Genomic DNA, 26,341 nt, shown 5'->3' with positions numbered 1-26,341 from the left:
ATGAACTCACGTCAATCCAGGGCCGCCTCCGCCATCTTGATGTTTGGTTTCGCTTTCGCGGCGGCGTTGCCGTTCATGTTGGCGTTTCCGCGTCCGGTCCGGGCGCAGGCGGCTGATGTCATCGGCGGACCCACCACTGTTTCCGCCTCCGTTTTCGATCAGATCACCACAGGTCTCACTGAAGGCGTCATGGTGGCCGCGGTCAGCGCCACTAATCAGTTCGCTCAGCAGGTCGCGAGCATGCTGGCGCAGAACCTGTTGAATTGCGCCGGTCAAAAACCTTGCTTCGATTCCAAGGAATTTTCCAAAGGCTTGAAAGATGCCGTCGCCGGCGCGGCGGGCGAGGCGATCGGGGCTTTCAGCGAAGCTTCCGGTTTGACGGCAATGGGGCTGAATCTTTGTGCGCCGAACATCAATCTCACTTTGAATCTCCAGCTCGGTCTGCTTGACGAGATCCAGCCGCCGCGGCCCAAGTGCGACCTGTCCAAGATCGCCGAGAGCTGGGGCAAGGTCGGCAATCAGTTCTCCAAAGGCGAAATGATGAAGATGTTGAAGGATACGGTCAAGCCGGGCAAATCGCCGTTGTCAGCCGGTTTACGGATGGGTTCGTTCATCCAGGTGGATGTCCAACCCAAGGCTTATCTGGAACAGAGTTTGAAAGTCGCCAATAAATACGCCGGCGGCGGCGGTTTTTCGGACATCACCGATCCCGTGACCGGCAATGTACTCAGTCCGGCGGCGGTCGCGAAGAAAGAATTCGACCTCTACAAGGACAAGAGCGGCGTCATTCCGGATACGGGGGTGCAGATGGCGGCATCGGGAGCTTTGGCTGCCAAGGCCTGGAAGCCGATCGTTGGCGGCATGGTCCAGACTTTCGCCATGACCCTGATCAAGGGATTCTGGAACAAGGGCGTTCAGGAACTGTTGTCGCTCATGGCTGCCGAAGAGGCGGCCACGGAGGTCGCGTTGCTGGACCGCGAATCACTGGTGAATCCTGGTCTCGTTCAGAGCAGCGAGCGGATCGGGGAGATCGAGGCTCCCTCGTCGCTGATCCGGGCGACGCCGATCAAGGGAACCGGCATGTATGACGTAGTCACCTTGTTCGGTCTGTGTCCCGAGGCATATCGCGGTCCGGAGAATTGCGTGATGGATCAGGCGCTCGCGGTCGCGATCCGTTCCGGCAACGCCATCCCGCTGACCGTCGGCGAAGCCCTCAAACAGGATCTGCTGCACAAGGATTTCCGGCTGATCCCGGCGACCAGCCAGGATAACGCCAAGGCTTCCTGCTATCAGGATGGTTATTGCGAGACGAATCTCAAGAAGATGCGCGCGGCCCGGATCATCCCGATCGGCTGGGAGATCGCCGCGAGCAAGGTCGCCGCGACCGGAGAAAAAGTGACGCTGGGCCAGGTCGTCGCCGGCTTCAATGTCTGCGGCGTGAACGGCGCACCCGACGCGGCCAATCCGGCCACCAAGTGGTGCCATCTCATTGATCCCAACTGGGTCCTCAAAGCGCCGTCAGCCGAATGTCGCGCCAAGGTTTACGGACCGGTGCTGCTCAGCGCGGGGATCGCCACTCGCGCCGAGACCTGCACGGACGTGGCCACCTGTCTCAAAGAGGACGATTTCGGCCAGTGCGTCGGCGGTTACGGTTACTGCACTCAGGACCGGCGCGTCTGGCGGTTCAACGCCGATTCCTGCCCTGAATATTATAATTCCTGCCGCACGTTCAAGAGCACGTCCGGCAAGACCGAAAATTTCCTAGTCAACACTCTTGATTACGGCGTGTGCAATTCCTCGAATGAAGGCTGTCGGGCGTACTCGACCAGGTTGAACGCCGGCAGCTGCACTCTCGGCGCCGTGTGTTCGAATAGCGCCGGGTGTTCCTGCACGATACCTCGTTCGTGCAAGGTCGGTCAGGGCGAGAAGACCTGTCTGCTGCTGCCGAGCGGCGAGCAGTGCCGGCTGCCCAATGTCTGTCAGACCGCCGAGTGCGACTGTTCCAAGAATTCTTCCTGTCTGGTCGTGTCGGGCGCCAGATCCTGCAGCACTATCGTCGGCGGTCCCGAAGCCGGCGATGATTGGCAGATCACCCCGGCTCTTTATCTCAACAAACAGGCTCAGGGCTGTTCGGCGGACAAGAACGGCTGCACCGCTCTCGTGAAGCTCGCGGCCGGCCAGTCTTTGAATCTCGTCAAGAACGGCAGTTTCGAGACGCTCGAGGATATGGATGCCGACGGGGCCAGTGATCACGCCAAGTACTGGTCGCCTTTCGGCAAAGTGACGGTCGGCGGCGCTGGCGGGATCATCACTGAACGCGGCGCGGACAACAAGTTCTATGCCTCCGCTGGTTCGAATGCCGCCCGGGTCGGAGGCGATTACGAGGATGTCTGCACGCTGAATACGGCCTGCGCGAATTATCCTTCCTGCACCTGCCCCAAGGGCGGCTACAGCTGCGCGGTCGCCAAAGGCGAGACCAGCTGTTCGCTCACCAATCGTCTGATCCAGGATCGGCTGCCGCTCGAGATCGGCAAGACCTATACGCTGTCCGCCGACCTGCGGCAGATCCCGGCCGCTTTGGTCCCAGGACCGGGCGCCGCCAGCGCGACGCTGCGGCTCAAGTTCTACCAGTCCGATTATAATCAGTCGGCCTCCATGGCTGGTTGGGTGAAGAATGATGACGTCATCGTGACCCCCAACGTCGGTCCGTGCGACTTCACTCCGGCCGGCGGCCTCTTCATGACCCTGACCGCGGCGACGGACCCGGCTCTGTCGGACGCCGCTTACGTCCGCCCGTCGTGCACGTTCACGGTGAGTCGGCCCATCGCCGGCGCTTACCTGGAGATCAGCGGCGCCCAGACCATGGTTGATGGCGTCCTGTTGAACGAGGGCGGCGGCGTCTCTTACCACGATACTTACGGCGAGGTCGAATCACTGGTTTACGCCAAAGTCGCTCCGAACTATCTCGGCTGCACCGGCGAGGACGGCGACCGCGCGGAATGCAAGAGCTTCGCGATGGTCTGCCGCGACAACGAGGTCGGTTGCGACCGCTATACTCCTGCGACCGCCGATCCGGCCATTCCCGGCGTCGTCGGACCGCAGGACGCTTGTCCGGCGGAATGTTCCGGTTACGACGTCTTCAAACAGGAAGCGTCCGAATTCGAACGCGCTTCCAAATTCCCGATCTACTTCATTCCGAAACTGGCCCAGTCCTGTTCCGAGGCCGAGATCGGCTGTTCGGAGTTCACGGATCTGGAGAACGAGCAGCGCAGCTATTATTCCCGTTTGCGCATCTGCCAGAAACCCGAGGCCGACACCAACCAGGTGTTCTATTCCTGGGAAGGTTCGGACACGGCCGGCTATCAGCTGAAGGTCTGGAACCTGAAGCGGACCGAAGCCCAGATCGTTACGGCCGCCGCCACCGCGAGTGATGTCTGCGCGCCGACCGCCGGCGGAACTTGCGGCTACTCGCCCTGCGTCCACCTGAACACCGCGGCCCCAGTCGGCGATGACCGGTTCGAGTGTCTGGACGAGTCCGTGGCGATCGCCGGCGCGGAACTGCCCGACGGTTTCTGCACCCGTGATTCCATTGATGCCGGCCATGATTACGATTGCCGCGAATTTTACGATGAGTTCGGCAACCGCCATTACCGGCTGATGTCGCGCGTCATCGTGGCTGCGGCGGATTGCCGGCGCTATCGCATCACTGGTTCGATCGAGTCTGATTGCCGCGACTCGAACGGCTCCTGGAACGAAGCGAAACAGGAATGCATCTACGCCGCTTCGGCCGGCGACAGCCTGGCTTGCGCGGCGGCTTCCAAGGGCTGCCGGGCCTACAAAGGCAATGCCGCTTCGAACATCCGCGCCGCTTTCACCGACGCGTTCGAACAGGCGATCGACGCGGCCGTCTGGAAAGCCGGCACCGCGATCCCGGCGCAATCGTCGGAAGCGCTGGTCGTCGGCGGACACTCGCTCAAACTCTCCGGCACGGCGACCGACAGGCGCGAGATCGTGCGGGAATTGGGAACGCTCGTGACCGGCGGCCAATCCTATAGCCTGTCGTTCTGGGCTCGCGGCGGCGGTATCCTCAACATCAGCTTCGGCTCCGAGACTGGCGCCGGCACCCAGGTGTTCAGCGACGACAACAACGCGACCAAGTCCGCGCCGAAGATCATCCTGACCAGCGAGTGGCGCCGTTACGCCCTCGGTCCGGTCATTTTCCAGGAGACCGTGGTTGCCGGTCCGGATTGTCCGAACGGCCGTTGTCTGAAGTTCAGCATTGCGGGGTCCGCGGCCGCTCCGGTCGTCACGATCGGCGAGGTCTATCTCGACAATCTCATTTTGAACGAGGTCCGCGACACGATCAGCGTGGTCCGCGATTCCTGGAAGATCCCCGCTTCCTGCGACCAGACGCTCGCGGGCGCGGCGTCGCCGCGGGAAATGCTCGGCTGCCGCGAATACCGCAACACCGCCGGCAAGGTCAGCTACCTGCGTTCGTTCAGCAAGCTGTGCCGCGACAAGGTGGTCGGCTGCTCCGCTTACTCCGACACCAAGAACACGGTCGAGAATCCTTACGAAGAATCGTTCAACGCTGTCTGCAGCCTGCCGGCCCGCTGCGGCAGCCCCGAGGCTCCGGCCGACGGCGGTACGAACTGCATCTGTAATTACAGATTGCCGCACGCGGCCGCCTCTGCCGAAGCGCCGCTGATGCTGTTCGACGCCTGTCGCGTCGCGTTCAATGAGACCGAGTGCCGCATCACGAAATTCAACCTGGAGACCCGGGCGTCGCTGGCGTCCCGCGCCGCCAATCCGGATATCGTGGTCGTGCCGGCTGATTCGTTGACCCATCTCGTCGTGACTCCTCAGGACAAATGCGAAGCCGCGAACATCGGCTGTCGCACCGTCGGCGTCCCGAACCAGGCCTTTGACGGCGTGTGTGTCAACCGGGTCGCGAACAAAGAGACGCCGGTGAGCGCCGAGACCGGCTGCGAAGATCCCAAGACCAAGGGTTATTGCAAGATCAAGATCGGCGAATCGCGCTGCCAGTACTCCGTCTCCGAGCCGATCATCGGGAGCTGGAAAGCCGCGGCCGTCAAGGATAATCCGGCCGACTATTCCAAGACCCTGTGTCTGGAGAAAGAGGTCGGCTGCGCCCAGTATTCGACGCGCGACGGTTCCTACTACTTCAAGGATCCGGGCAACCGCGCCTGCGAATACCGGGAGAACGTCTTCGTGAAGGATCGCCGGGTCTCGGGCTGGTTCCGGAAGACCGAGAGCGGCGCCCTGCTGCCGTGTTACGGCGACCGGCTCGTGAACGGCGAGTTCTATGCCATCGCCAAGAATAAGGACCAGCGCTGCGACCTGAAGACGCCGTGCACCCAGGACGCCGGCTGCCCGTGCTATCTGAGCACCAGTCCGGATTCTCCGGATTGCACCCTGGCGTCGGCTTGCACCAAACCCGAAGGCTGTGCCTGCCCGAACGAAGGACAGAATTCCTGCACGGTCGGCAATACCAAGACCACCTGCAAGGTCGAACAGGCCTGCCGGGTCATGCGCGGCAACAGCGTCTGCGGCTTTGACGGCTGGGTCGGTCTGTGCGCGGCCGAGTACGACCGTTGCGAGGAATTCGTCGACACGGTGGCGACCTCGCCGAATCACGCCGCCGGCGAACCTTACTATTATATATTCAACAGCAAGATCGATCAGTCCACCTGCGGCGGCAACGTCGATCTCAAGACCGGCTGCGTCGCGCTCAAGCAGACCAGTAATCCGCAGAACCTCTATTCCGCCGCCGCTTCGTACGTCAAAGCCGGCGATATGAGCGCCAGCCCGGTCAACTGCAACCTATCGAACCGTTCCGACGAGCTGTGCGGCAGCCGCTGCTTCAGCTACGTCAACGGCACCTGCGAGGACATCACGGTTCTGGGCCAGGCCTGCAACCAGGATGCCGATTGCGGCGTCGGACGCTGCATCGGGACCGAGAGCTACGGCTTCGGCTGCCGCTCCGATCGGGATTGCAGCTCCCAGCTGGGCGAGAAATGCATGACCTACGGCGATCCGGCGACCTGTCCGTCCGGCAAGACCTGCCGCCGGAGCCTGACCGGGGTCGACTTCACCCGCAATGACGCCAACATCGTGCTCAAGGTCCGTCCGGACCGCGAGTGCGCCCGCTGGCTCAATTGCCGCGAGTCGGAGATCACCTGGGATGAGACCAAGGGCGAGTGGCGCGAATCCTGCACTGGTTTCGGCTTGTGCGAGGAGTCGACCGTCGTCGGCGTCGCGAGCGAGTGCCGCAGCTACGTCGAGCCGGAGAAATCGCGGCTGACGAACCAGCAGTACGCCCAGCGCGATGTTTCCTGGAAGGGTCTGGAGTTCTCCGGTTACAGCGTGCCCAATGCTTACCCGGCTCAGTACCTGCTGCCGGCCACCATGCCGACAGTGACCGGTAACAAGAGCGGCAGCTGCATGGGCGACATCAACAAGTACGGCGTCGCCTGCGCCACGGACGCCGATTGCGGCTCGAAAGCCTGGTGCTCCAAGACCGAAATGACCCAGCAGCGCTACGGCGTCAATCTGGCGCTGTGCAAGAGCGGCGCCAAGAAAGGCGAGCTCTGCACCAACGACAAGGATTGCGGCGGCGTCTCCGGTTCCTGCGCCCTGACCTGCCGGCCCAACGACGACAGCGGATCGGGCATCTCGAGCGATTGCGTCGATCAGAAGATCGATCCGGATTTCGGCGCTTCGAACAAAGGCGGCCGCTGCTACCAGCACCTCTGCTACTACGACTACACCGGCGGTCCGCTGCTGCGCAACGACGTCGGCGCGATGCCACTCTGCCGGGCTTATCCGGAGGTCGATTCGCCCTACTCTTCGACCATCATACTTAAGGGCCAGGCGGGTTATGACGCCGCCACCGGGACCGCTTCCGGCGTGGAAGCCGAACGGTCGCCTGATTTCGCCGGCGCTAATATCTGCCACGGCAACGGCAATGACTGCGAGTGCGCCTATCAGAAACTGACCTACGGCACGAATTACGGCGAGAAGCGCTACCTCGGCGTCAAGGACGCGACTTATGAGCGCGGCTTCGCGAAGACGTTGTGCGTCGGCGGCTCCGAGGACGGCAAACCCTGCGATCTGGGTTCCGGCGCGATCGATCCCGGTCTGAAGGCGGCCTGCGTCGACGGCCAGGGCCAGTGCCAGAAGCTCAAGTCGGTCTCGACGCTGCTCGGTTGGCCGGGCTTCTGCCTGGATTACGACGAGTCGCTGATCATCAACAACGACGAGGCCCGGCGCGCCTGCATCATGTGGTTGCCGGTGGACAAGCTGTCCGGCATGCCGGATCGTTTCAACCAGTTCCGGGAGGCCGGCTACCAGCAGACCAGCGCTCTGTCCTATTGCGCTGTCGCCGAGGGCACGCAGGTCGCTGGTCAGGGATATTCCGCTAGCCGGCAATACACCGGCTCCGCCAGCGGCAATTACAAACATCTGTTTTACCTGACCAACGGCGAAGGCGGCCGATTGATCCGTGATTGGGCGCCGCAGATCAGCCGCGATCAGATCGCCGGCATCCAGGTGGATTTCAACCCTGGCTGCAATCCGACCGCGTCGACCTGTTCCAATTATGGGACGAGGTCTCAGACTTGTTCCGGTAACGCCGGTTGTACCCGCTGGGTTTGCGCTGACGGCACTAAATTCCGGCAGCCGACGGATTGCACCCGCGATTGCGGTTCGGATCCTGACCAGGGAACACTGACCAATGACGGCAAGTGTCCGAATGCCAGCCTCTGTGGCGGCACGGCCTGCAATGAATCTTTGTGCAGCCAGGGCGCACCCAGCTCCAGTGGTCTGGTCACCTTGTATATGACCGGTCCTGATTTCAACGGCAAAGCGATTGATTGGGAAGATGATGACACCGGCGGCAAGCGGCATCCGAAAGCCGGAATTTGGGAAGGCACGGAAACACGCGCGCCGGGCCATCAGCCGGCTAACGATTGGCCGCCTCAATCCGATGAAGGTATTCCGGCTTCCGGCGGCCAGGCCAGGTCGATCTGCGTAAACCTGCTGACCGAAGGCACTAATGATGAGGTTGCGGATTGGTGCGATCGTTGGTCCGCCGACAACAACGGCCAGAACGATCGCGATTGTGTGGGCATCATGCCGATCTGGACCGCTGATAAGAAGTTGGATGGTTTCAAGACCACGATGTGCCATAACGACAATTGGTCCTGTAACCCGGTCTACAACGGCACCATCACCGTCCATCTGCGCGATCGTTGCACCGACGTCGCCTACGTCCATAATCCGGTGGCTCCGGGCGTCGTCTGGACCGATCGGATGTGGAAAGCCGGCCAGTTCGTCGCCACTGGCTACTCGTTCACCCACGCCTCCACCCGCACCGGCGCCAGCGAATCGCTGGAACCGTTCGGACGCATCGCCACGATTCCGGCGACCCAGAATGCCGATGCGCTGACCTATGGTTCCGACCCCGCCGGCATCGCTCCGGATACGTTCGAGAAGATCCTGCCGGTGTTCAATACGGAAGGCGGCAGCCCGTTCACGTACATCTATTGGAACAGCGCCGCCAGTGCTTATAAGAACGACGGCGGTCGGTCCTATAGCGGCGTGCCGTATGCTTGCGTCGGCGCCTGCGGCGGAACCGGTCTTCCGGCCAGCTGGAACAATAATGGCGCCAGCGCTTTGCCGAACGCGACACGCCGGCTCTCGGAACTCTTCGCGACCGCTGAACAGATCTATCACTGGGGCGGCAACTCCAACGATCTGACCTACCAGCCGGCAGGCGGTTGGGATGACCGATCGCGACTCACGTCGTTCTCCAAGCGGCCGCGGGTCGTCGGCGTCGACACGAGCATCGGCAAATGCATCGACGGCGAAGAAGGAGTCTGCCAGGAACTCGCGACCGAGGGTCTGACCATGATCTCGGACCGCGGCAATAGCACCTCGGCCGGCACCGACATCATCCAGGGCGCCGACGGCGGCGGACGGCTGACGGTCAAGATCAGGTATTACGCCTACGCCGACAAGGATCAGATGCCGCTGCGCCGCAAGGTCTTCGACTTCGGCGACGGCAAACTCGTCCCCTCCGGCGACGCTTACTATAAGAATCACCGCGGCGCCTTCTACAACGGCCCCGTCGCCGCCGCGAATCTCAAGAAGATCTGCAGCTCGGATTACGCCGACTGGGGCAAATACTGGGGCCTGACCGACGACACGTGCGATCCGCGGTATTTCGAGGAGGCCAAGACCTACGTCTGCAACACGCCGTACCGCGACTCGTTGCCGGCCTGCAGCAACCTGGTCGACGAAGAGACGTATCCCTGCAAGGAAGGTAATTACTGCGTCTTCCGCCCGCGCGTCCAGTTCACGGACAATTGGGGCGTCTGCAACGGCACGTGCGTCAAGACCGACGGCGACAATTTCTGCCTCAACACGGACCGGAATAACGACGTGGAGGGCAATGATTGTTTCGGCAACCTCACGACCACTACCACGAAGCCTTCTGAGAAGGCGCCGTGGACCTGGGCTTACGGCAAGATCAAGATCGAAGTGCCGTAAAGTTGACCCTGAACCAGAGCCATATGATCGCCTCAAAACTGAACGGTATCCGGACCCAGATCGGCCGGCTTCGCTCCCGCGCGGCGGAACTTTATGCTGCGCGCCCCCGCGGCCGCGATGCTTACGCGATGCTGGCTGTCGCGGCGATCGTCGTCGTCGGTTTGTGTTGGTCGGCGAGCTCTGTCTATGCCGCGAAAGATCCCATTGAGAAAATGGTCGTCGTCATCATCGGTTACGCCAGTGAGCTCATCATTTGGCTGCTAGCCTCGGTGCTGCTCATCGTCGTGGGCGTGCTCGTCAACGTCGCTCAGTACAACTCGTTCGTCACGTCGCCGGCGGTCGGCCTCGGCTGGTCGATCCTCCGGGACGTGGTCAACATGTTCTTCATCGTGGTCCTCCTGATCATGGCGTTCGCGACCATCCTCGGGATGGACAACTACAGCATCAAGGGCGGCAAGCTCACGCGCCTCCTGATCATGGCCATCGTCATCAATTTCTCCCGCACGCTCTGCGGCATCATGATCGATTTCGGCCAGGTGGTCATGCTGACCTTCGTGAGCGGCTTCAAGGATGCCGCCGGCGGCAACTTCATGGAGGCCATGAAGATCACCGAGATGATGCAGGCCTCGGACTCTTCGAAGAGCGAAGGGGCCGACGCTTCGACCACGGCCATCGTCGTGTCCATGCTGCTCGCCGTGGTCATGACGGCGATCGCGACCTTCGTGGTCATCATGATGACCATCACTCTCATCGTCCGCATCGTTTTCCTGTGGCTGCTCGTCGTCCTGTCGCCGCTCGCGTTCTTCCTGAAGGCGGTCCCTGGCGGCGCGGCCTCGGGTTTCTACGGCAAGTGGTGGTCCAAGTTCACGAGCAACGTGATCGTGGGGCCGTTCCTGGCTTTCTTCCTGTGGTTGTCGCTGGCCGTCGTCCAGCAGGGCGACGTGACCGCCGGTTTTCCGGCGCGCAACGAGGAGGAGAGTTTCAGCGACGAGGTTTCAGCGGCTTTCAATAGTCAGAGCGTCCAGCAGTTCATGATCGGCGTCTGTCTGCTGCTCGGCGGTTACACGATGGCGACCGAGATGGCCGGCGAGACCATGGGCATGGCCAAGCAGATCCGCCAGGGCGCGACGAAATACGCTCAGAAAGCCGGTCGCATGAGCCTCAGGGCTGGCAGGGGTGTTGCCGTGACTGCTGATAACTTGAGTGGCGGTCGTCTGGATAAATTGAAAGAGGCTGGTCTGGCCCAGGCCATGAGGTTGCCGTCTTTTATGGGCGGTGGCTTGGCCAAAAGAGCTTTGATCGATTCCCGGGCCAAGTCCGCGGAAATCAGATCGCGGGCGGAGAAAGAGATTGGCGGTCTGCCGCCGGAGTATCAGAAATACGCTGCTTCCATGGGCACGGGCACAGTGGATAAATCAGGCAAGTTGACACCTGCTGGTCGGGTTCAGGCTGTGATGGGTAAATTAGGCAGGTTGACACCTGCTGGTCGGGCTCGGGCTGCGGCTGTGGCCAAGAATGAACTGTCTGCCGCTTTGATCTCCGGCAATACCGCCAAGGTTAAAGAAGCCATGGATCAGCATTCAGCGTTCGTCAAGGATGATCCGAGCTATATCGGCGATCGCTGGAAAGCCATCAGGACCCGTCCGGCCGCCGCCGCCGCCAATTATAAAGAATGGCAGGATCTGGAGAAGAAGAAAGCGGCTGGCCAGCTTTCGAAAGCGGAAGAAGAGAGAATGGACATCGTTAAGACTGATGGCCGGGCTTTCGAATCGGTCGTCGGCAGCCTGTCGCCTCAGAAGATCGGTGAAATGAACAAGGATGATCTGACAGACGATGTGATGGCCAAGATGAATCCGAAAGCCCTGACTAAGGCTTTGGACTTCGCCGGTACGGATGTCACTGGCAAGATCAACGCGTTTCTGAACAGGAAAAGCGGCGAGAGCCTGGCTGCCGGTCTTGAGTCCGAGGAAAAACAGCGGTATCTGAAACAGCGGGAACAGGAGCTCTTGCCGACCATCAACAGCAAGATGAGCAACGCGCAGGTGGCCGCGATCGACGGGGCTGAATTGACCCCGGCGGTGCTGTCGGCCCTGGCTGATAACAAGAAAGGACGCGCCCTGACCACTGAACAAGTGGCCAAGGTCGACGCTGAAGCTCTGGGTAAGAATGTCGAGTTGTCCAAACAGATCGCCGACGGCTTGAAGTTGTCTGGTATCAACGAACTGGCCAAGAATCCGGACAGCATCGGGCAGGCCAGCGTGTTGAAAGCCGCCCTGCAAAGCCGGACGCTGGAGAATTTCTCGCTCAACCCGAGCGGTAATTTCAGCGGCAGCTATGCCGACGAAGGACGGGCGCAATTCCGTGAACGCGCCAAAGAGTCGCCGGCGCAAGCGGCCGAGTTGGCGGCCTCGATCAGTCCCTCCGTGCTTACGGCTGGCGGCGGCGTGAACGAGGTGGCCATCGAGCTCGTCACCAATATTGACGCTACCACGGTCAACCAGATGGCCGAGGCGAAAAATCCGGCCATGATGCAGGCGGCGCAGGGAATCGCCGCGATCAAGGATCCGGCCGAGATTGCCGCCAAACTGGTCGAAAAGATGCGTCCCAGCCTGGGCCACGACAGTGATGAGTTCAAGGCCGAGATCAAGATCATGATGGAGAGGATCGCGAGGGCGCAGGAAGCGTCCAAACAGATAATCCAGAAAGCGGCTCCCAAAGGTATCGCCGGAGCTTCAGCCGCCGGCCGGGTCAAGAGCGCTTAGGTCGGGGAGTCGGCGTGAAGAATTATGTCTGAGGAGACAGTAAAAGCCGGAGCAGCGGGCGCGGCCGGGACGATTCCCGGATCAGCCGCTGTTTCAGCGTCGCCGCTGCCGGCCGAGCCGGCGCCGCCAGCGCCGGACACGGATTTTTTCGAGTTGCTGGAGAAAGCTCCGGCCGCCATCAGGGAATATCTCTTGTCGCCGTCGACCGATGCCAGGTTCGAGAAGGTCGCGACTGACTTCCAGTTGGCGAGCGATGAGATCTTCGCCATGGTCAGCGTCATCAACGCCATTTTTTTCCGCACCCGGCCGTTCAAGGAATTCCATGGCCTGTTGGCCGAACGTCTCAAATGGTCCGACCGGGAGCGACTGGATAAACTGGCGGTCGAGATCGCTGGACAATTGTTTTTGCCGGCTAGCGGCTATATCGGCGATGTCGATGGGTTCATCAGGGATTTGAAGGTTGATCCGGCAGTTTTTCCGCAGGAGAAACTGGCGTTGCAGCTCATGAGTTATGACGCTGGCGCCCGCCAGATCTCCGCTGAGGCCGCCAAATTCCTGCCGCCCCAGTTCGATAGCGTGCGCCTGCAGCATCTCATCGAAACGCGTCTGCGCGCGGTCCGGACCGACACTCAGATCAAGGAACAGCTGATGAAACCGGTGAAGACCGGCGGGCTCGACCTGGCTTCGGAAGATGCCGAGCGGATCCTGGACGCCATTCATGATGAGTTGAACGCGACCGTCTTCATCGAAGATATCGTGCCGCCGGTTTCCGCTGCGGCGGCGGCCGAGCCCAGGTTCACGCCGAAAATGATCCGTGACATCTATGCCGGCGCGCCCGAAGAACAGGCTGATCTCGCCCGGCACATCCAGAATATTTTCGATACTGCTGGCCGAAAGCCGGAGGATCTGGCTGGTTGGCTTTTCATCCAGCTTTTCCCGGAAGAGGGGAAGGCTGTTGACCGGCTGGAGGTCGTGTCCGCGATCATGGCGCTGGCCCAGACAGGCACGCTGTGGGATGTTTTGGCCAAGGACAAGCGCTTGCGCAACCTGGTCGCCGATCGTCTGGCGGCCGGCAACGCGGACGGGGCGGCGATGCTTGAGATCGATCCCTACCAGACGCGCTTCTTCAATTTTTTCATGCAAATGCTGTTGCGCGGTTTCGCCGGACTGACCGAGAATGATTCCGCCCGGTTCGGTTTGCGAGCTTATAATCTGCTGAAAAAGAACAATCTGTTGACGGCAGACGCTGAACTCGCGGCTTTTGACGCGGACGAGGGGATATTCAAATGGCTTGAACCGGTGGAAGTCTAACCACAGATCTATGGCCGACAACGCCAGCAATCGATCGTTCGGTCTGGATGACGACGAGATCATCGTCGTCAGCAAGAACCAGCCCCGACGCGTCATCAAGGGCGATCAGACGACCGCACTGGCTGTTTCCGCATCGCCGGACGGCGCGGATCAACTGCCGGCGGCGGCAACTGTTCCCGCCACGGCTTTGCCGACGTCAGTCGTCGAAAAGAAACCCGATGTTTCGAAGTTCGATTCCGCCGATCTCATCGCGGCCGGAGAGACCGCCCGTGCCGAGCAGAAAGCCGACTCATCCGGCATGGCCTCGGAAGCCGATTGTCTGGACGCGGCGGTCGCGGACGCGGTCAAAGCCAGCGGCGTCCGGCTCAATGATTTCGATCTCGAAAAAAGATACCAGACCGCTGTGAACCTGTTCTTCCGCGATCTGCGCGACGCGCTCGAGACCAGGTCCAAGCTCACGATGTCCCGCGGCTCCGGCGGCATGGGACTCGACGATGCCGAGGCTGACCGCGTCATGGCGCTGCTCGAAGCCAAGGTCGCCGCTTATCGCGGCCTGATCCAGTCGGCCAATGATGCGGCGAGACAGCGGTATCTCGCGACGCAGGCGGAAAAGGTCCTGAACGTCTCCGAGCAGGCGCAGACGAAAGAGGTCGAGACTCTGGAGCGTCGTTTCTCGGAGATCACCCAGAGATCCGGTTCCGCTGCCGCAGCGCCGCCGTTCCCGGTCCAGCCAGCCGTGCCCTCGACCCCGAAGATCATCACGGTGGTCGATGCCGCGGCCATTCATCCCGCTGTTTCCGCCGAGCCCGAAACGATCAATATCGAATTGGTACCCTCGGCAGCCAAAGCTCCGCCGCCGCCGGGATTGCCGGTCGTCCGGGCAGAGGAAGCGCCGACTCCCGAACCAGCGGCGCCAGCGCAGGTCCAGATTCCGGCTCTGACCGAGATCAAGCCGGTGGTCTCTGACGTCAAATTCGCTTCCAAACTCCTCGGTCCGGTCGAAGAATTGCGCGCCATGACCATCAAGGACTTCCGCCGCCTGTCGCGCGATCCGCATGAAGCGACCCTGAAGATCACCGATAAGATCGACCTGCTCAAAGAAGAGTCGTTCGAAAAACGCACGGCCGGCATCAGGGGTTGGCAGGAATCGGAGGCTAACCGCCTTTATCTTGAATTATTGCGCTCCAGCCTTGAAGGAAGGCCGATCATGGAGATCATCGCCGAGAAGGAATCCAAGGGCGAAAATGTGCTCAACAAAGCGGAATTCGATGCCATCATGGAGCTTAATCGGAAGCTCCGCTTCGGCTGATCCGGGGTCGTGCGACCGTCCTGCGGGGTTGTGATATAATGGAAGACGTCATGAAGTACACCGTGCCGCAATTCATCGAGGTGGAGGATAAGATCATCGGGCCGGTCACTACGCGCCAATTCGTGATCCTGCTCGCAATGGCGTTTTTTCAGTTCCTGGCCTACAAGCTCTTCGATTTCAGCCTGTTCCTGGTCGTGGCCATCGCCCTGCTTCTCATCGGCGGCACCCTGGCTTTTTTCCGGGTCAACGGCCAACCGTTCCATTTTTTTCTGCTCAATCTGGTCCAGACGCTGCGGCGGCCGGCTCTGCGGGCCTGGGACAAGAACCTGACCGATGCCGAGTTGAATTTCATCGTCAGGGTTCCGCCGCCCCTGCCGCCCAAAAAGAGGATCTACAAGGAGGCGCTGGGCACGACCAAGCTGAACGAACTGTCGCTCATCGTGAACACGGGCGGCGTCTATAATCCGGAAGACTAGAGTCCTATGCAGTCCCAGAAATTGGCCGGTCCGAAACCGGGTCCGGCCACCCAGCGTTACATCGACATTGCCGAGATCAAGGAGGACATCGTCATCATGCGCGATGGCACGCTTCGGGCCGTCATCATGGTCGCCAGCATCAATTTCGCCCTCAAATCCGAGGACGAGCAGAACGCGGTCATCGCCCAGTACGTCGCTTTCCTGAACTCGCTCGAGTATCCGCTGCAGATCGTCATCCAGTCGCGGCGCCTGAACATCGACAAATATCTGGAACGCCTGCAGGCGGCCGAACGGGAACAGCAGAACGACCTGCTACGGATGCAGATCTCCGAATACCGCGCGTTCATCAAGGAACTCATCGATCTCGGACAGATCATGCAGAAGCAGTTCTTCGTGGTCGTGCCGTACAATCCGCTGTCCGACAAGCGCAAGGGATTTTTCGCGCAGCTGCAGGACGCGATCTCGCCCGCGCTGTCCGTGCGGCTCGCCGAGAAGCGTTTCCAGGAGCGCAAACAGCAGCTGATGCTCCGCGTCGAGCATATGCAGAGCGCGCTGAACAGCATGGGCCTGAAATCCCAACAGCTCGACACCCAGAGCCTCATCGAGCTCTATTATCGGGTCTATAATCCGGAAACTTTCGATTCCGAGAAGATGAGCGACACCGATAAATTGCGCGTGAGCGATAACGCGTCCACGGTCTGATCACACTATGGCTTTCAAACCGCAACAACTAGGCGCGACCGGAGCGGTCCAGCCGCCTCGCCAGCCGGATCCGGCCGATCGCCGGAAGCTCGCCGAGGCTGAGAAGATCGCGACCGAGAAACAACTGCTCGAGGAGGAGCGCATCTATCGCAAAGGCGTCGTCTCCATCAAGGATGTCATCGCTCCGGCCGGGATGAAGATCGATCCGACCTTCCTGGTCCTCGGCGAGACTTTCGTCCGGACCATCTTCGTCGTGACCTACCCGCGCTACGTGACCCTCGGCTGGTTCGCGCCGATCATCAACATGAACACGACGCTCGACGTCGCCATGTTCTTTTATCCGGTCCGCGCGGACATCATCCTGAAGCAGCTCAAAAAGAAGGTCGGCGCGCTCGAAGCGCAGATCCTGTCGGATTCCGAGAAAGGCGCGCCCCGCGATCCGATCCGCGAGACCGCGCTCCGCGACATCGAGGATCTCCGCGACTCGCTCTCGCAGGGCACCGAGCATTTCTTCCAGTTCGCGCTTTACGTCACCATCTACGCCAAGGACAAGACTCAGCTCGACAAGCTTTCCGAGGATGTGGAGACGCTCTTCGGCGGCAAATTGATCTATACCAAGCGGGTTTTCTACACTTCGGAGCAGGGGTTCAACTCGACCATGCCGCTCGGGAACGACGAGCTCATGATCACTTTCAACATGAACTCCAGTCCGATCGCTTCCTCGTTCCCGTTCATCTCCGCGGACCTTACCTCGGACAACGGCATCCTGTTCGGCATCAACCGCCACAACAACAGCCTGATCCTGTTCGACCGCTTCTCGATGCAGAACGCGAACTACATCGTCTTCGCCACCTCCGGCGCCGGCAAGAGCTACGCCGTGAAACTCGAGATCCTGCGGTCGCTCATGCTCAACACCGAGGTCATCGTCATTGACCCGGAAATGGAGTACAAGCATTTGTCTGACGCCGTCGGCGGCACTTACATCAATATCTCGCTGGCCTCCGACGCCAAGATCAATCCGTTCGATCTGCCGCGCGCCATCAGCAGCGAAGTGTCGACCGAGGACATCATCCGGAGCGCGGTCATCACCGTGAAGGGCCTGCTGCGCATCATGCTCGGCAACGTGACGCCTCAGGAAGATTCCGTCCTGGATCGCGCTTTGCTTGAGACCTACGCCAAGAAGGACATCACGCCGGACGCGGACCTGGCCACGGTCGAGATGCCGATCATGCAGGATTTCCAGCAGGTGCTCGAGGGCATGGAGGGGACGGCCGATCTCGTCATCCGCATCAAGAAATACACCGAAGGCACTTTCTCCGGCCTGTTCAATTCCCCGACCACGGTCGCGATGAACAACATCCTCGTGACCTTCTGCGTGCGCGACCTCGAGGACGAGCTACGGCCGCTCGCGATCTACGCCATCGTCAATTACATCTGGAACGTCGTCCGCGCGGAACGGAAGAAGCGCATCCTCGTCATCGACGAGGCTTGGTGGCTCATGCAGAACGAGGATTCCGCGAAATTCATCTTCGCTCTCGTCAAACGCTGCCGCAAGTATTATCTCGGCGTCACGACCATCACCCAGGACGTCAACGACTTCCTGCGCTCGCCGTTCGGCCAGGCGATCGTCACGAATTCCGCCATGCAGCTCCTGCTGAAACAGTCGCCGGCTGCGGTCGATAATCTGCAGAAGACTTTCATGCTCACGGAGGGCGAGAAGTTCCTGCTGCTCGAGGGTGGCGTGGGCGAGGGGATCTTCTTCGCCGGCAACAAGCACGCGGCGATCAAGGTCGTCGCTTCCTATACCGAGGACCAGGTCGTCACCACGAACCCGCAACAGCTTCTCGAGATCGAAGCGGCCAAGAAAGAATACGAGGCTAAGTTGGCGGAAGCGGAAGGCAACAAATAATCATCTCTGACGGCTGACGAGCCGGAACATCTGCATGTCCAGACGCACACGGATCATCCTCATCATCGCGGCTCTGTTGCTGCTGGTCGGCGCGATCATCGCGTATCTGTTGTTGCAGCCGCGCGGATCGGCGGGCGTGACGGCGCTGCCGGACGATGGTGCAACGGACATCAATAGGCAACTGGGCGGCAGTCTGGATCGGACGACCGGGGCGAACGTCAATGCCGCGGCTCCGTCTCAGCCGGCTGCCGACGCGACCACGCCGGTCGTGCCGGCCGTACCGGACGAAAGCGCCGCTCTGAAACGCCTGGCCGCCGCTTTTGCCGAACGGTTCGGGAGTTTTTCCAACCAGAGCGGCTACGAGAACATCCTTGATTTGAGATCTTTCATGAGCCCCGCCATGATCAAGTGGGCTGACAAATATGTCGCCGACGCGACCGCCGCTGGCGCGGTCCGCGCGGAATATTTCGGCATGGTCACGCGGTCGGTGTCGTCCGAGGTCCTGAAACTTGACGAAACCGCAGGAATCGCCAAGATAGCCGTCACGACCCAGCGGCGCGAGATCGCGCCGAACGGCGGTGAAAAACTCTATTACCAGGTCATCAGCATTGATTTCGTTAAGACCGACGGCACATGGAAAGTAGACGCGGCCAAATGGGGCGACAAAGTGAATTCTGGCTGAGGCTGGGCCGTGGGGCGGCTGGGGTCTTGTTTCCCCATTATTGCGTGGAGTGCGGCCGGGAGGGGAGCGTCATCTGCGATGATTGTCGGCTGAATCTGAGCGCCCGAAAGGGCGTTTTTAAGTGTCCAGGCTGCGCCGCGCCATCGGTCTGGGGCGCGGCCTGCTCGACCGCGTGCCGGTCGCGGACGTCGCTGGATGGCGTCATGTCGGCGGCGGCGTACGCCGAGACGGCGGCGCGGGAAGCTCTTCATTTATATAAGTATTCCGGCATCCTGGAAGCCGGTCGGGCGATCTCGGGCGTTCTGGGCGGTTTTGCGGCCCGGTCGCAGCCGGTCATGGGCAGCTTGCTCGGGCTCGAGGCCGTGATCATGCCGGTCCCACTGCACCCCTGGCGCGAGGCTTGGCGTGGTTTCAATCAGGCCGGGACGCTGGCGACGGCGGTCGCGGCGCCGCTTGGGTTGCCGGTCCGGTCGCTGCTACGGCGGCGTTTCGGCTGGAAGCGCCAGACTCAGCTGGATTCGCCGTTGTTGCGGCACAGGAACGTTGAGCGGATGATATTTTTGGAGCCGGGGACGAGAGTTCCCGAATCGGTGTTGCTGATTGACGACGTCTTCACTACCGGAGCGACCTTGTCGGTTTGCGCCCGGGTGCTCAGAGCGCGGGGAGCCAAGCGGGTTTGGGGGCTGACGTTGTTGCGTGGATAGGCTCGTCGGTCTTCACAAATAGGCGCGTTTGGGGTAGGATTCCGGGGCTACTAGCACCTAGCACCCAGTAACTAGTTTATTGGAGGGTTGAGGCGAATGGGCGCATTGTGAGCAGGCGAACAATGTGCGGGCGCCAAGGGGCGCCCTGGATTTTGCGAGCAAATTCATATAATATGCGAGCGAAATGCCGCCGGACAGGTCTTCGCTGCGCTCCGCCCGTCCGATGGTGCGGCCTGCAGTGAGATGTGGCGGCCTTAGCCGCCTCGTCTGTAGTCTTGGTCGCTGCGCGACCAAGGGCACTGTAAGCCAGTTCTCGATCACGGAAACATAAATAGGTCGGTCCTACATTTTAAGGAGGGTTGAGGCGAATGGTAAGCCAGCAGTTTGCTAAACTGCGACCCCGTAAGGGGTCTTGTGGGTTCGAGCCCCACACCCTCCGCCATTAAATGTGACTCCGCTTAATGCGGGGTCACATTTAATTATGGAAGTGTGGGGCTCGAAGGGTACGGACGCAACTTGCCTAGTATGGCAAGTTGCGGACGACCCGGGCTCCGAAGGAGCCGCGAGCACCAGGGGCAGGGGCCCCTGGTAGCGAGTGGCGGGCGAGGAGGAGCCCCACACCCTCCGCCACGTCGCTCGCGAACGACGTGGCTCCGTCTCTCCCTGACTACCGCACTCCCTCACTCTCCCAATTGTTAGTGACTTCGGTGTCAGGCACTAAGGTTATGGAAGAGAGCGGGGCTCTTGTGAGGGGGGGGGTAAAATTGATATAATGTATCCACAGGCTTGAAAAGTTTCAAGAATAAACAAAAATAAATCACATTTTATTGCGGTCATGAACCGGCAAGACTAACGACAGGGTACGCATGACGATAGCAATCCTACATCCAGCCGGCTGCGGCTCAAGATCCGTCTATGTTATGAATCATTAACAAGGCGATTTTTTTTAATAATTACATAAATCATTTCTCAGGCCCCGATCCCGGGGTTCAGAATAAACAAGAAAAGTATGAAGCACCTAAAGTTACGGATAATTACAGCGGCTGTCGCCATTTTTGCCGGCGCCATGCTGTCCGGTGGCCTGGCGAACGCGAGGACCGCTGATATCACGGCTCCGGAAGTCGGCGCGGTCACTCCCGGTCTGGTCGGCGCCAATGTCATCACACCATTTTCTGCGGACTTCACCGACAACGTGGGCGTGAAAGAATGTCTTTTCCTGTTCGACGGCCGGATGATCGGAAAGATGCAATTGTCTCAGATCAACGCGGCGAGCGGCACGAGCGGCGCGGCCAAGATTAATTATGTGGTGCCTGAGACCGGCGAGCATCGTGCGCTGGTCGTCTGTTCCGACAACAACCGCAATGTCGGCAACGGCACGGAGACGACGCTCATGGCGGTGAGCCCGCTCACGGTCGGCGCCGTCGCGCCGGTGAAGTTCAACACCAACACGGACGTGACCTTCTCCGCCGAATACCAGGACATCGGGCTCCTGGCGGAAGTGAAGAAGTGTACTTTCGAGTTCGACGGGACCGCAATCGGAGCGATGACGCTCATCAAGCATGACCTGGCGAGCGGCACAGCCACTCTTCGGTATCGGACGGCCGTGGTGGGGCCGCACCAAGCCCGGGTCACCTGCGAGGACGACCGCGGCAACGTCGGCCAGGGTCCGGTGACCAGCCTGCTGGCCCGGAATGCCAGCAACATCATTCCGCCGACCGTCAGCGCCGTGAGCCCGACCTCGGCCGTCATGAGCGAGACAGTCACGCTGTCCGCCGACTACTCGGATGATCAGAGCGTGATGAGCTGCAACCTCATCGTGAACGGCTCCAACCTGGGGGCCATGGACCTTTCCGCCCCGGGTGCCATGAGCGGCACAGCCTCGTTTGCGTACGTCTTTACTTCTACCGGCGACCAGACGGCGCAGGTCGTCTGCCTCGATGACGCGGATAACTCCGGCACCGGCGCTCTCACGACCATCGCGGTCACCGGGATGAACGCCGGCATTTACGTGGGCCAGTTCTCTCCGACGTCGGTCAATCTGAATTCGGAGGCGACCTTCACCGCTTCTTATGAAGAGCTGGAAGGTGCGATCCTGGATTACTGTGCCTTCTACGCCGATTACTCTTTCGTCGGTCCCATGACCATCACTCGCGATCCCGCGAGCAGCACCGGAACGGTCTCGTACACCATCCCGTCAGATTTCCAGTGGTCCTGGGGGAATTATCCCGACAGCTATCACTATGTCTATGCGGAGTGCGCAGACACGACCGGCCGCATGTACTGGGAACAAGGATCGACGTACATCGTTCTCCTGGCCGAAGCTGGGGTGCCGACCGTTTCCCTCAGCGCGCCGAGTTCGGTTCAGCTCGGCCAGACTGCGAGCTTCACGGTGGATTACTCTGATGATCTCGGCATCGTTTCCTGCAGCCTGTTCATCGATGATTGGGACCTGGTCACGCCTCTGTCGATGGAGCTCTCTGATCCCAACGGCGTGAGCGGCACGGCGACCTACACCCTGCCCGCTGATTTCTCGTGGCCTTTCGGGAATAGCGAGACCTACCATTACGCGATGGCTACGTGTACGGATGTCGAGAGCAAGATCGGGTCTTCCTACTGGAGTTTGGTCATGCTGAGCGTTCCGCGGCCGACGGTCGGACCGATTTCGCCGACTTCTGCCCCGGTCGGTACGGAGGTGACCATTTCCGCCGATTATTCGGATCAGGCCGGCGTCGTTAGCTGCGACTTTTACGCCGACTACACGAATATGGGTCCGATGACCCTGTCGGCTCCGGGCGGCGCGAGCGGTACTGCCACCTACGTGATTCCAGCCGACTTTCAGTGGCCCTGGGGGAACATGAATTCATTCCATTACGTGGCTGTGGTCTGCTCGAACGCCAGCGGCGCCAGCAACGATCAGAATTATACGTACTTCGAACTGACGCCGAACCCGGCCCTTCCGGTCGTCGGCCAGACGGAGTTGGATCCGTACGCCTTCGAGATCAGTATCGGAGTCCCGTCGACTGTTAAAGTGGACTACGCGGATGATCTGGGCGTGACGGAGTGTATCTTCATCGCCGACTACACGGACATCGGTCCGATGACCCTGTCGGCTCCGGGCGGCACGAGCGGCGTTGCCACCTATGTGATCCCGGCCGACTTCCAGTGGCCTTATGGGAACGACGAATGGTCGTACCATTATATGCAGTCCAGGTGCAGCGATGCCGACGGCAATAGCACGGTCGGCAGCGAATCGTCGGCTTACCTGACGAGGCCTGTAGACTATGCTCCGTCCGCTGGCACGGTCGAACCGACCCTGGTGGTGCCCGGACGCGAAACCTTATTGTCCGCTCCTTATTCGGATTACCAGGGAGGAGTGACTGCTTGCGAGTTCGTCTTCGATGACGGCAGCCATGCCGCGGCCACGTTGTCGGCACCCGGCGCCGATCAGGGGATAGCCACGCTGCCCTGGACGTTCTCCGGCGGCGACAATTGGAATGTCTACGTCGTTTGTACGGATACCGCCGGCCAAACTGGGCAGGGTGAGCTTACGACGATATCGACGCTCATCGGTCCGCCTTACTTCGTCGATGTCCCGACCGTGTTCCCCGCTTCAGTCCTCTCTCCCGTCCTCAACCTTACGGTCGTCGACGACTCCGAGTTGGTCTCCTGCACCGCTAGTTCCCATTCTTACAACGAAGAGATCTCGTTCGCGACCTCTCTGGTGAAGAAAACCTGGACCACCAACGAATACGCCCTGACGCTCACTGGACCGGAAGTGTTCTGGGGAGCTTACCAAGGAATATTCACTGGCTACCGAAATTGGTCCGTCTCCATGAACCTGACCTGCACTGATGCGCTCGGACGTTCGAATCAGATACTGGCCAATATGGCCTATCAGCTTGGCACTGATGAGATTCAGATTGGTCTTAACACCAGCTTGTCAGGTTCTAAAGGCGTGCCGAAGCCGGTCTCGGTCAGCTACTCTGCCCCCAAGGGGATCTATGCCTGCCGTTTCTATGCCTCGAACGCAGAGGAGGGGAGGGTGGGGGCGGAACAGGGATACGAACCTACCTATAGAACTATTAACCAAGAGCTGATCCTGACCCGCGGCAGTACCAGCGGCACCACGGAGACGTATTTCATACCCGGAACGTACAATGCTCCTAGTGTAAGTACCATTATTAGTGGTGAGACAAATTCAGCAGGATGGCTCTCGGGCACGACCTCTCTCAGCGCGAGGTGCGTTGATCTGGAAGGGAATATGGATGAGGACGGTGGATACTGGTGGAATCAAGATCTTAATCCGACCGCTCCGGTCCTGAGCGATCTCGCGCCGGCTTGGGCGCGTATCGACCAGCCGCGGACATTCACCGCGTCGTATAGCGATGACCAGGGCGTGACCGAATGCTGGCTCGACAGCAACAACTCCGCTACCCCTAGGGTCTCCGAAGCTATGACCCTTTCGGATGTCGGCGGCGTGAGCGGTACGGCTTCAGTGACCCTGCCAGCGGGCTGGTCCGGCTGGACAGGTGTGATTGCAGGGACTCCGTCTGCCGGCAGTCATTATCTGCCCATGAGATGCAAGGATGCAGACGGCTTGTGGAATCAAAAGCTTACCCAGATCGATCTCAGATCGCCTGTGGTCCTGGCGTCCTCCATCGATTCGGCCATTGACTGGAAGGGTAATAATGTCATAGGCGCTGCTCCCGACGCGGGCTTCGCTGATCCGTTGGTCGTCACGTTCAGTGGCACCGAGGGCAGCCAGGGGTCGCAGGGGCCGTTGTCGCAAGCAGCTATGTGCGTGATACGAGGTTACGACTCCGATTACGAATATTATCTCAACAGCTTCGAATGCGGTCCGGAGGCGACCACTTTCAGCATCGACCGAGTCCTGGTTTACGACTATTCCAGGGTAATGGGAGTGCCTGCGAATACTGAGTGCAGTATTGATGGTGGTGACTACCTGAACTGTCGGAACTACAACGTTTTCAGTGGACTCTCACTTGGTCAGCACGTCATCGAATTACGCATAACCACCCCACCTTCTGTTCCTCAGCCGACGGATCGGCTGGAGTGCAGCCTCGATGGCGCTGAGTTCTCGGCCTGCGCCTCTCCGATGACTATCGAGGGTCTGACCGCAGGCACGCACACTTATCAGGTCCGCGCATTCGACGAGTTCGGTACGATCCAGGCGACGCCGGCCTCGATGACGTGGATCGTTGATATGTGTCCGCCCTCCACGTCCGGCAGCGCCGGCTATCAGGGCTGTTCCATCGGCATCAAGAACACTTTCACCCTGGAGAAACTGGAACTCTCGACGAAGGTCTCTGTGAAGACCTCGCTCTGGGGCGTGCGCACGAAACTCTTCGACTACGCCGATCCGGCGTTCCAGGCGCTCTCCGGCAAGAATCAGCCCGATAGCTCGTTGTACCCGCTCATCTACCAGCAGAACACCGGCCGCATCGGCGGCTGCACGTCTGACGCCACCGGCACTTGCTACGAGGGCGTGGCGGCTCCGGGCCACTACCTGGTCATCGCCCGGTACTTCGACGGCGAGAGCGGCAAGTACGTCTACGTGGGCAAGGATGTGGCGGCCGTTGACTTCGTGGATATGGAGGCGGCCATCGCCGCCACGATCACGAAGCAGTACCGGAACGGCTCCTTCTACGGTTACAAGAGCGACGTCAAGTTCATCGTGACCCTGGCCGCGACCGCCGCCAATACCGGCAGCGTGTCGCTGACCAAGCTTGCGGTGGGCGACTCCCTCTGGAAGGTGGTCAAGCATGAGATGGGTACTTCAGCCAAGGACGAAGCCGTCAAACAGCTCGTCAGGCGGGTAGCCGAGATCAACCAGCTCAGCATCCCCGAGTGGGGTTTGCCGTCAGGCACCCGGGAAGCCCGGTCTCTGGAGATCGGCACCAGTCTCGACTGGAGCCCGCTCCTGGATTTCCTCGGCAGGAAATAAACCTGGATCGGACCTGAAAGAACGACTCGGCCTTGATCGGCCGGGTCGTTTGATATGACCTCGAAAAAGAACAGTCTCTTTTGCCTTAAATACTTTTATTCGTAAGCCCCCCAAAAAACCGTCAGACAGTTTTGACCCCGTTTTCGTCAGACGGTTTTAACCTTAAAATCGTCTGACGATTTTTCGTCGGGCTTGGGCTTGTGCCCACCCCCATTAGCTGGTAAAATACATATAGGAGCTTTCATGTGTCATCCATCCGTCACATGAAACAGCAGCGGTGAAATGAAAGACCAAACCGGTTAAAAATACGATTCATGCGCTTTTCTCTTACCCCCACTGCGTCCGGAATCATTGATTCGGTGGCTGTTAGAAATTCGAAGTCAGCTCGGCGTTTCTCCGCCGTTAATATCAGCGACGAGAATATTTTGAACGATGATATCCTGTCGACGGTCTGCATCATCGGTTGATGCAGATTTTTTATTTTAAAACAGCAGCCGATCCGCAGCACAGCGAACGACACCGTTGAATTATGCACGACCAAGCGATCAACATCACGAAGAACGGCATTGTCCTGCCGGGACGATTGCTGGTGCCAGACCGCGCTCGCGGCGTCATTGTTTTCGCTCATGGTAGCGGCAGCGGCAAGGAGAGCCCGCGCAACATACTTGTCGCCGCCAGGCTGAACGAGACTGGCTTCGCCACGCTGTTGCTCGATCTGCTGACCGCCGGGGAGAAAGAGAATTATCGCCAGAACGTCTTTGACCTCGATCTCCTGACCGCGCGGCTGGATCTCGCCGTTGACTGGGTCTTGGCCGCGCCGGAACTGCGGGGTTTGCCCATCGGACTCGCCGGCGCGAGCACCGGCGCCGCGGCCGCCCTGAACGTCGCCGCCCGCCGCGGCCGCGCCATCGCCGCCATCGTCTCGCGCGGCGGCCGTCCCGACCTGGC

11 protein-coding genes and 1 tRNA gene are annotated in these 26,341 nt (G+C 60.3%); all 12 read left to right on the top strand.

The window, feature by feature from the left end:
* Complete coding sequence (locus tag WCT10_04165) at positions 1 to 9,573, top strand: hypothetical protein (protein MFA6604002.1); 9,573 nt, start codon at positions 1 to 3, stop codon at positions 9,571 to 9,573.
* Positions 9,574 to 9,596: 23 nt separating this feature from the next.
* Positions 9,597 to 12,335, top strand: a complete 2,739-nt coding sequence (locus WCT10_04160) for a hypothetical protein (GenBank protein ID MFA6604001.1) — start codon at positions 9,597 to 9,599, stop codon at positions 12,333 to 12,335.
* Between the two features lie 24 nt (positions 12,336 to 12,359).
* On the top strand, positions 12,360 to 13,646 hold the full coding sequence (locus tag WCT10_04155) for a hypothetical protein (protein ID MFA6604000.1): 1,287 nt from the start codon (positions 12,360 to 12,362) through the stop codon (positions 13,644 to 13,646).
* A 10-nt stretch (positions 13,647 to 13,656) separates the two neighbouring features.
* Positions 13,657 to 14,955, top strand: coding sequence for a hypothetical protein (locus WCT10_04150; protein ID MFA6603999.1), 1,299 nt, complete (start codon positions 13,657 to 13,659; stop codon positions 14,953 to 14,955).
* A 38-nt stretch (positions 14,956 to 14,993) separates the two neighbouring features.
* Positions 14,994 to 15,431, top strand: a complete 438-nt coding sequence (locus WCT10_04145) for a PrgI family protein (GenBank protein ID MFA6603998.1) — start codon at positions 14,994 to 14,996, stop codon at positions 15,429 to 15,431.
* A gap of 6 nt (positions 15,432 to 15,437) precedes the next feature.
* Positions 15,438 to 16,133, top strand: coding sequence for a TraC family protein (locus tag WCT10_04140; protein MFA6603997.1), 696 nt, complete (start codon positions 15,438 to 15,440; stop codon positions 16,131 to 16,133).
* Positions 16,134 to 16,140: 7 nt separating this feature from the next.
* Positions 16,141 to 18,042 carry a DUF87 domain-containing protein gene (locus WCT10_04135; protein MFA6603996.1) on the top strand — a complete coding sequence of 634 codons (1,902 nt, stop codon included), beginning with the start codon at positions 16,141 to 16,143 and terminating at the stop codon, positions 18,040 to 18,042.
* Between the two features lie 34 nt (positions 18,043 to 18,076).
* Positions 18,077 to 18,724, top strand: coding sequence for a hypothetical protein (locus WCT10_04130; protein ID MFA6603995.1), 648 nt, complete (start codon positions 18,077 to 18,079; stop codon positions 18,722 to 18,724).
* Between the two features lie 26 nt (positions 18,725 to 18,750).
* The gene (locus tag WCT10_04125; GenBank protein ID MFA6603994.1) at positions 18,751 to 19,428 is read left to right on the top strand and encodes a hypothetical protein; all 678 of its coding nucleotides are present in this window, start codon (positions 18,751 to 18,753) and stop codon (positions 19,426 to 19,428) included.
* 353 nt (positions 19,429 to 19,781) lie between these two features.
* A tRNA-Ser gene (locus WCT10_04120) sits at positions 19,782 to 19,870 on the top strand.
* Between the two features lie 567 nt (positions 19,871 to 20,437).
* Positions 20,438 to 25,393 carry a hypothetical protein gene (locus tag WCT10_04115; GenBank protein MFA6603993.1) on the top strand — a complete coding sequence of 1,652 codons (4,956 nt, stop codon included), beginning with the start codon at positions 20,438 to 20,440 and terminating at the stop codon, positions 25,391 to 25,393.
* A gap of 529 nt (positions 25,394 to 25,922) precedes the next feature.
* Positions 25,923 to 26,341: alpha/beta hydrolase (locus WCT10_04110; protein ID MFA6603992.1), on the top strand; the 419-nt coding region annotated here is incomplete at its 3' end.

It is taken from the genome of Patescibacteria group bacterium (assembly GCA_041667185.1).
GTDB lineage: Bacteria > Patescibacteriota > Patescibacteriia > SG8-24 > SG8-24 > JBAYFM01.
This window is presented reverse-complemented; position numbering and strand designations above follow the sequence as displayed.

Coding starts and splice junctions, on each gene's coding strand:
- WCT10_04140 (MFA6603997.1), top strand. CDS start 15,438: ATGCAGTCCCAGAAATTGGCCGGTCCGAAACCGGGTCCGGCCACCCAG.
- WCT10_04165 (MFA6604002.1), top strand. CDS start 1: ATGAACTCACGTCAATCCAGGGCCGCCTCCGCCATCTTGATGTTTGGT.
- WCT10_04145 (MFA6603998.1), top strand. CDS start 14,994: ATGGAAGACGTCATGAAGTACACCGTGCCGCAATTCATCGAGGTGGAG.
- WCT10_04160 (MFA6604001.1), top strand. CDS start 9,597: ATGATCGCCTCAAAACTGAACGGTATCCGGACCCAGATCGGCCGGCTT.
- WCT10_04150 (MFA6603999.1), top strand. CDS start 13,657: ATGGCCGACAACGCCAGCAATCGATCGTTCGGTCTGGATGACGACGAG.
- WCT10_04115 (MFA6603993.1), top strand. CDS start 20,438: ATGAAGCACCTAAAGTTACGGATAATTACAGCGGCTGTCGCCATTTTT.
- WCT10_04130 (MFA6603995.1), top strand. CDS start 18,077: ATGTCCAGACGCACACGGATCATCCTCATCATCGCGGCTCTGTTGCTG.
- WCT10_04155 (MFA6604000.1), top strand. CDS start 12,360: ATGTCTGAGGAGACAGTAAAAGCCGGAGCAGCGGGCGCGGCCGGGACG.
- WCT10_04135 (MFA6603996.1), top strand. CDS start 16,141: ATGGCTTTCAAACCGCAACAACTAGGCGCGACCGGAGCGGTCCAGCCG.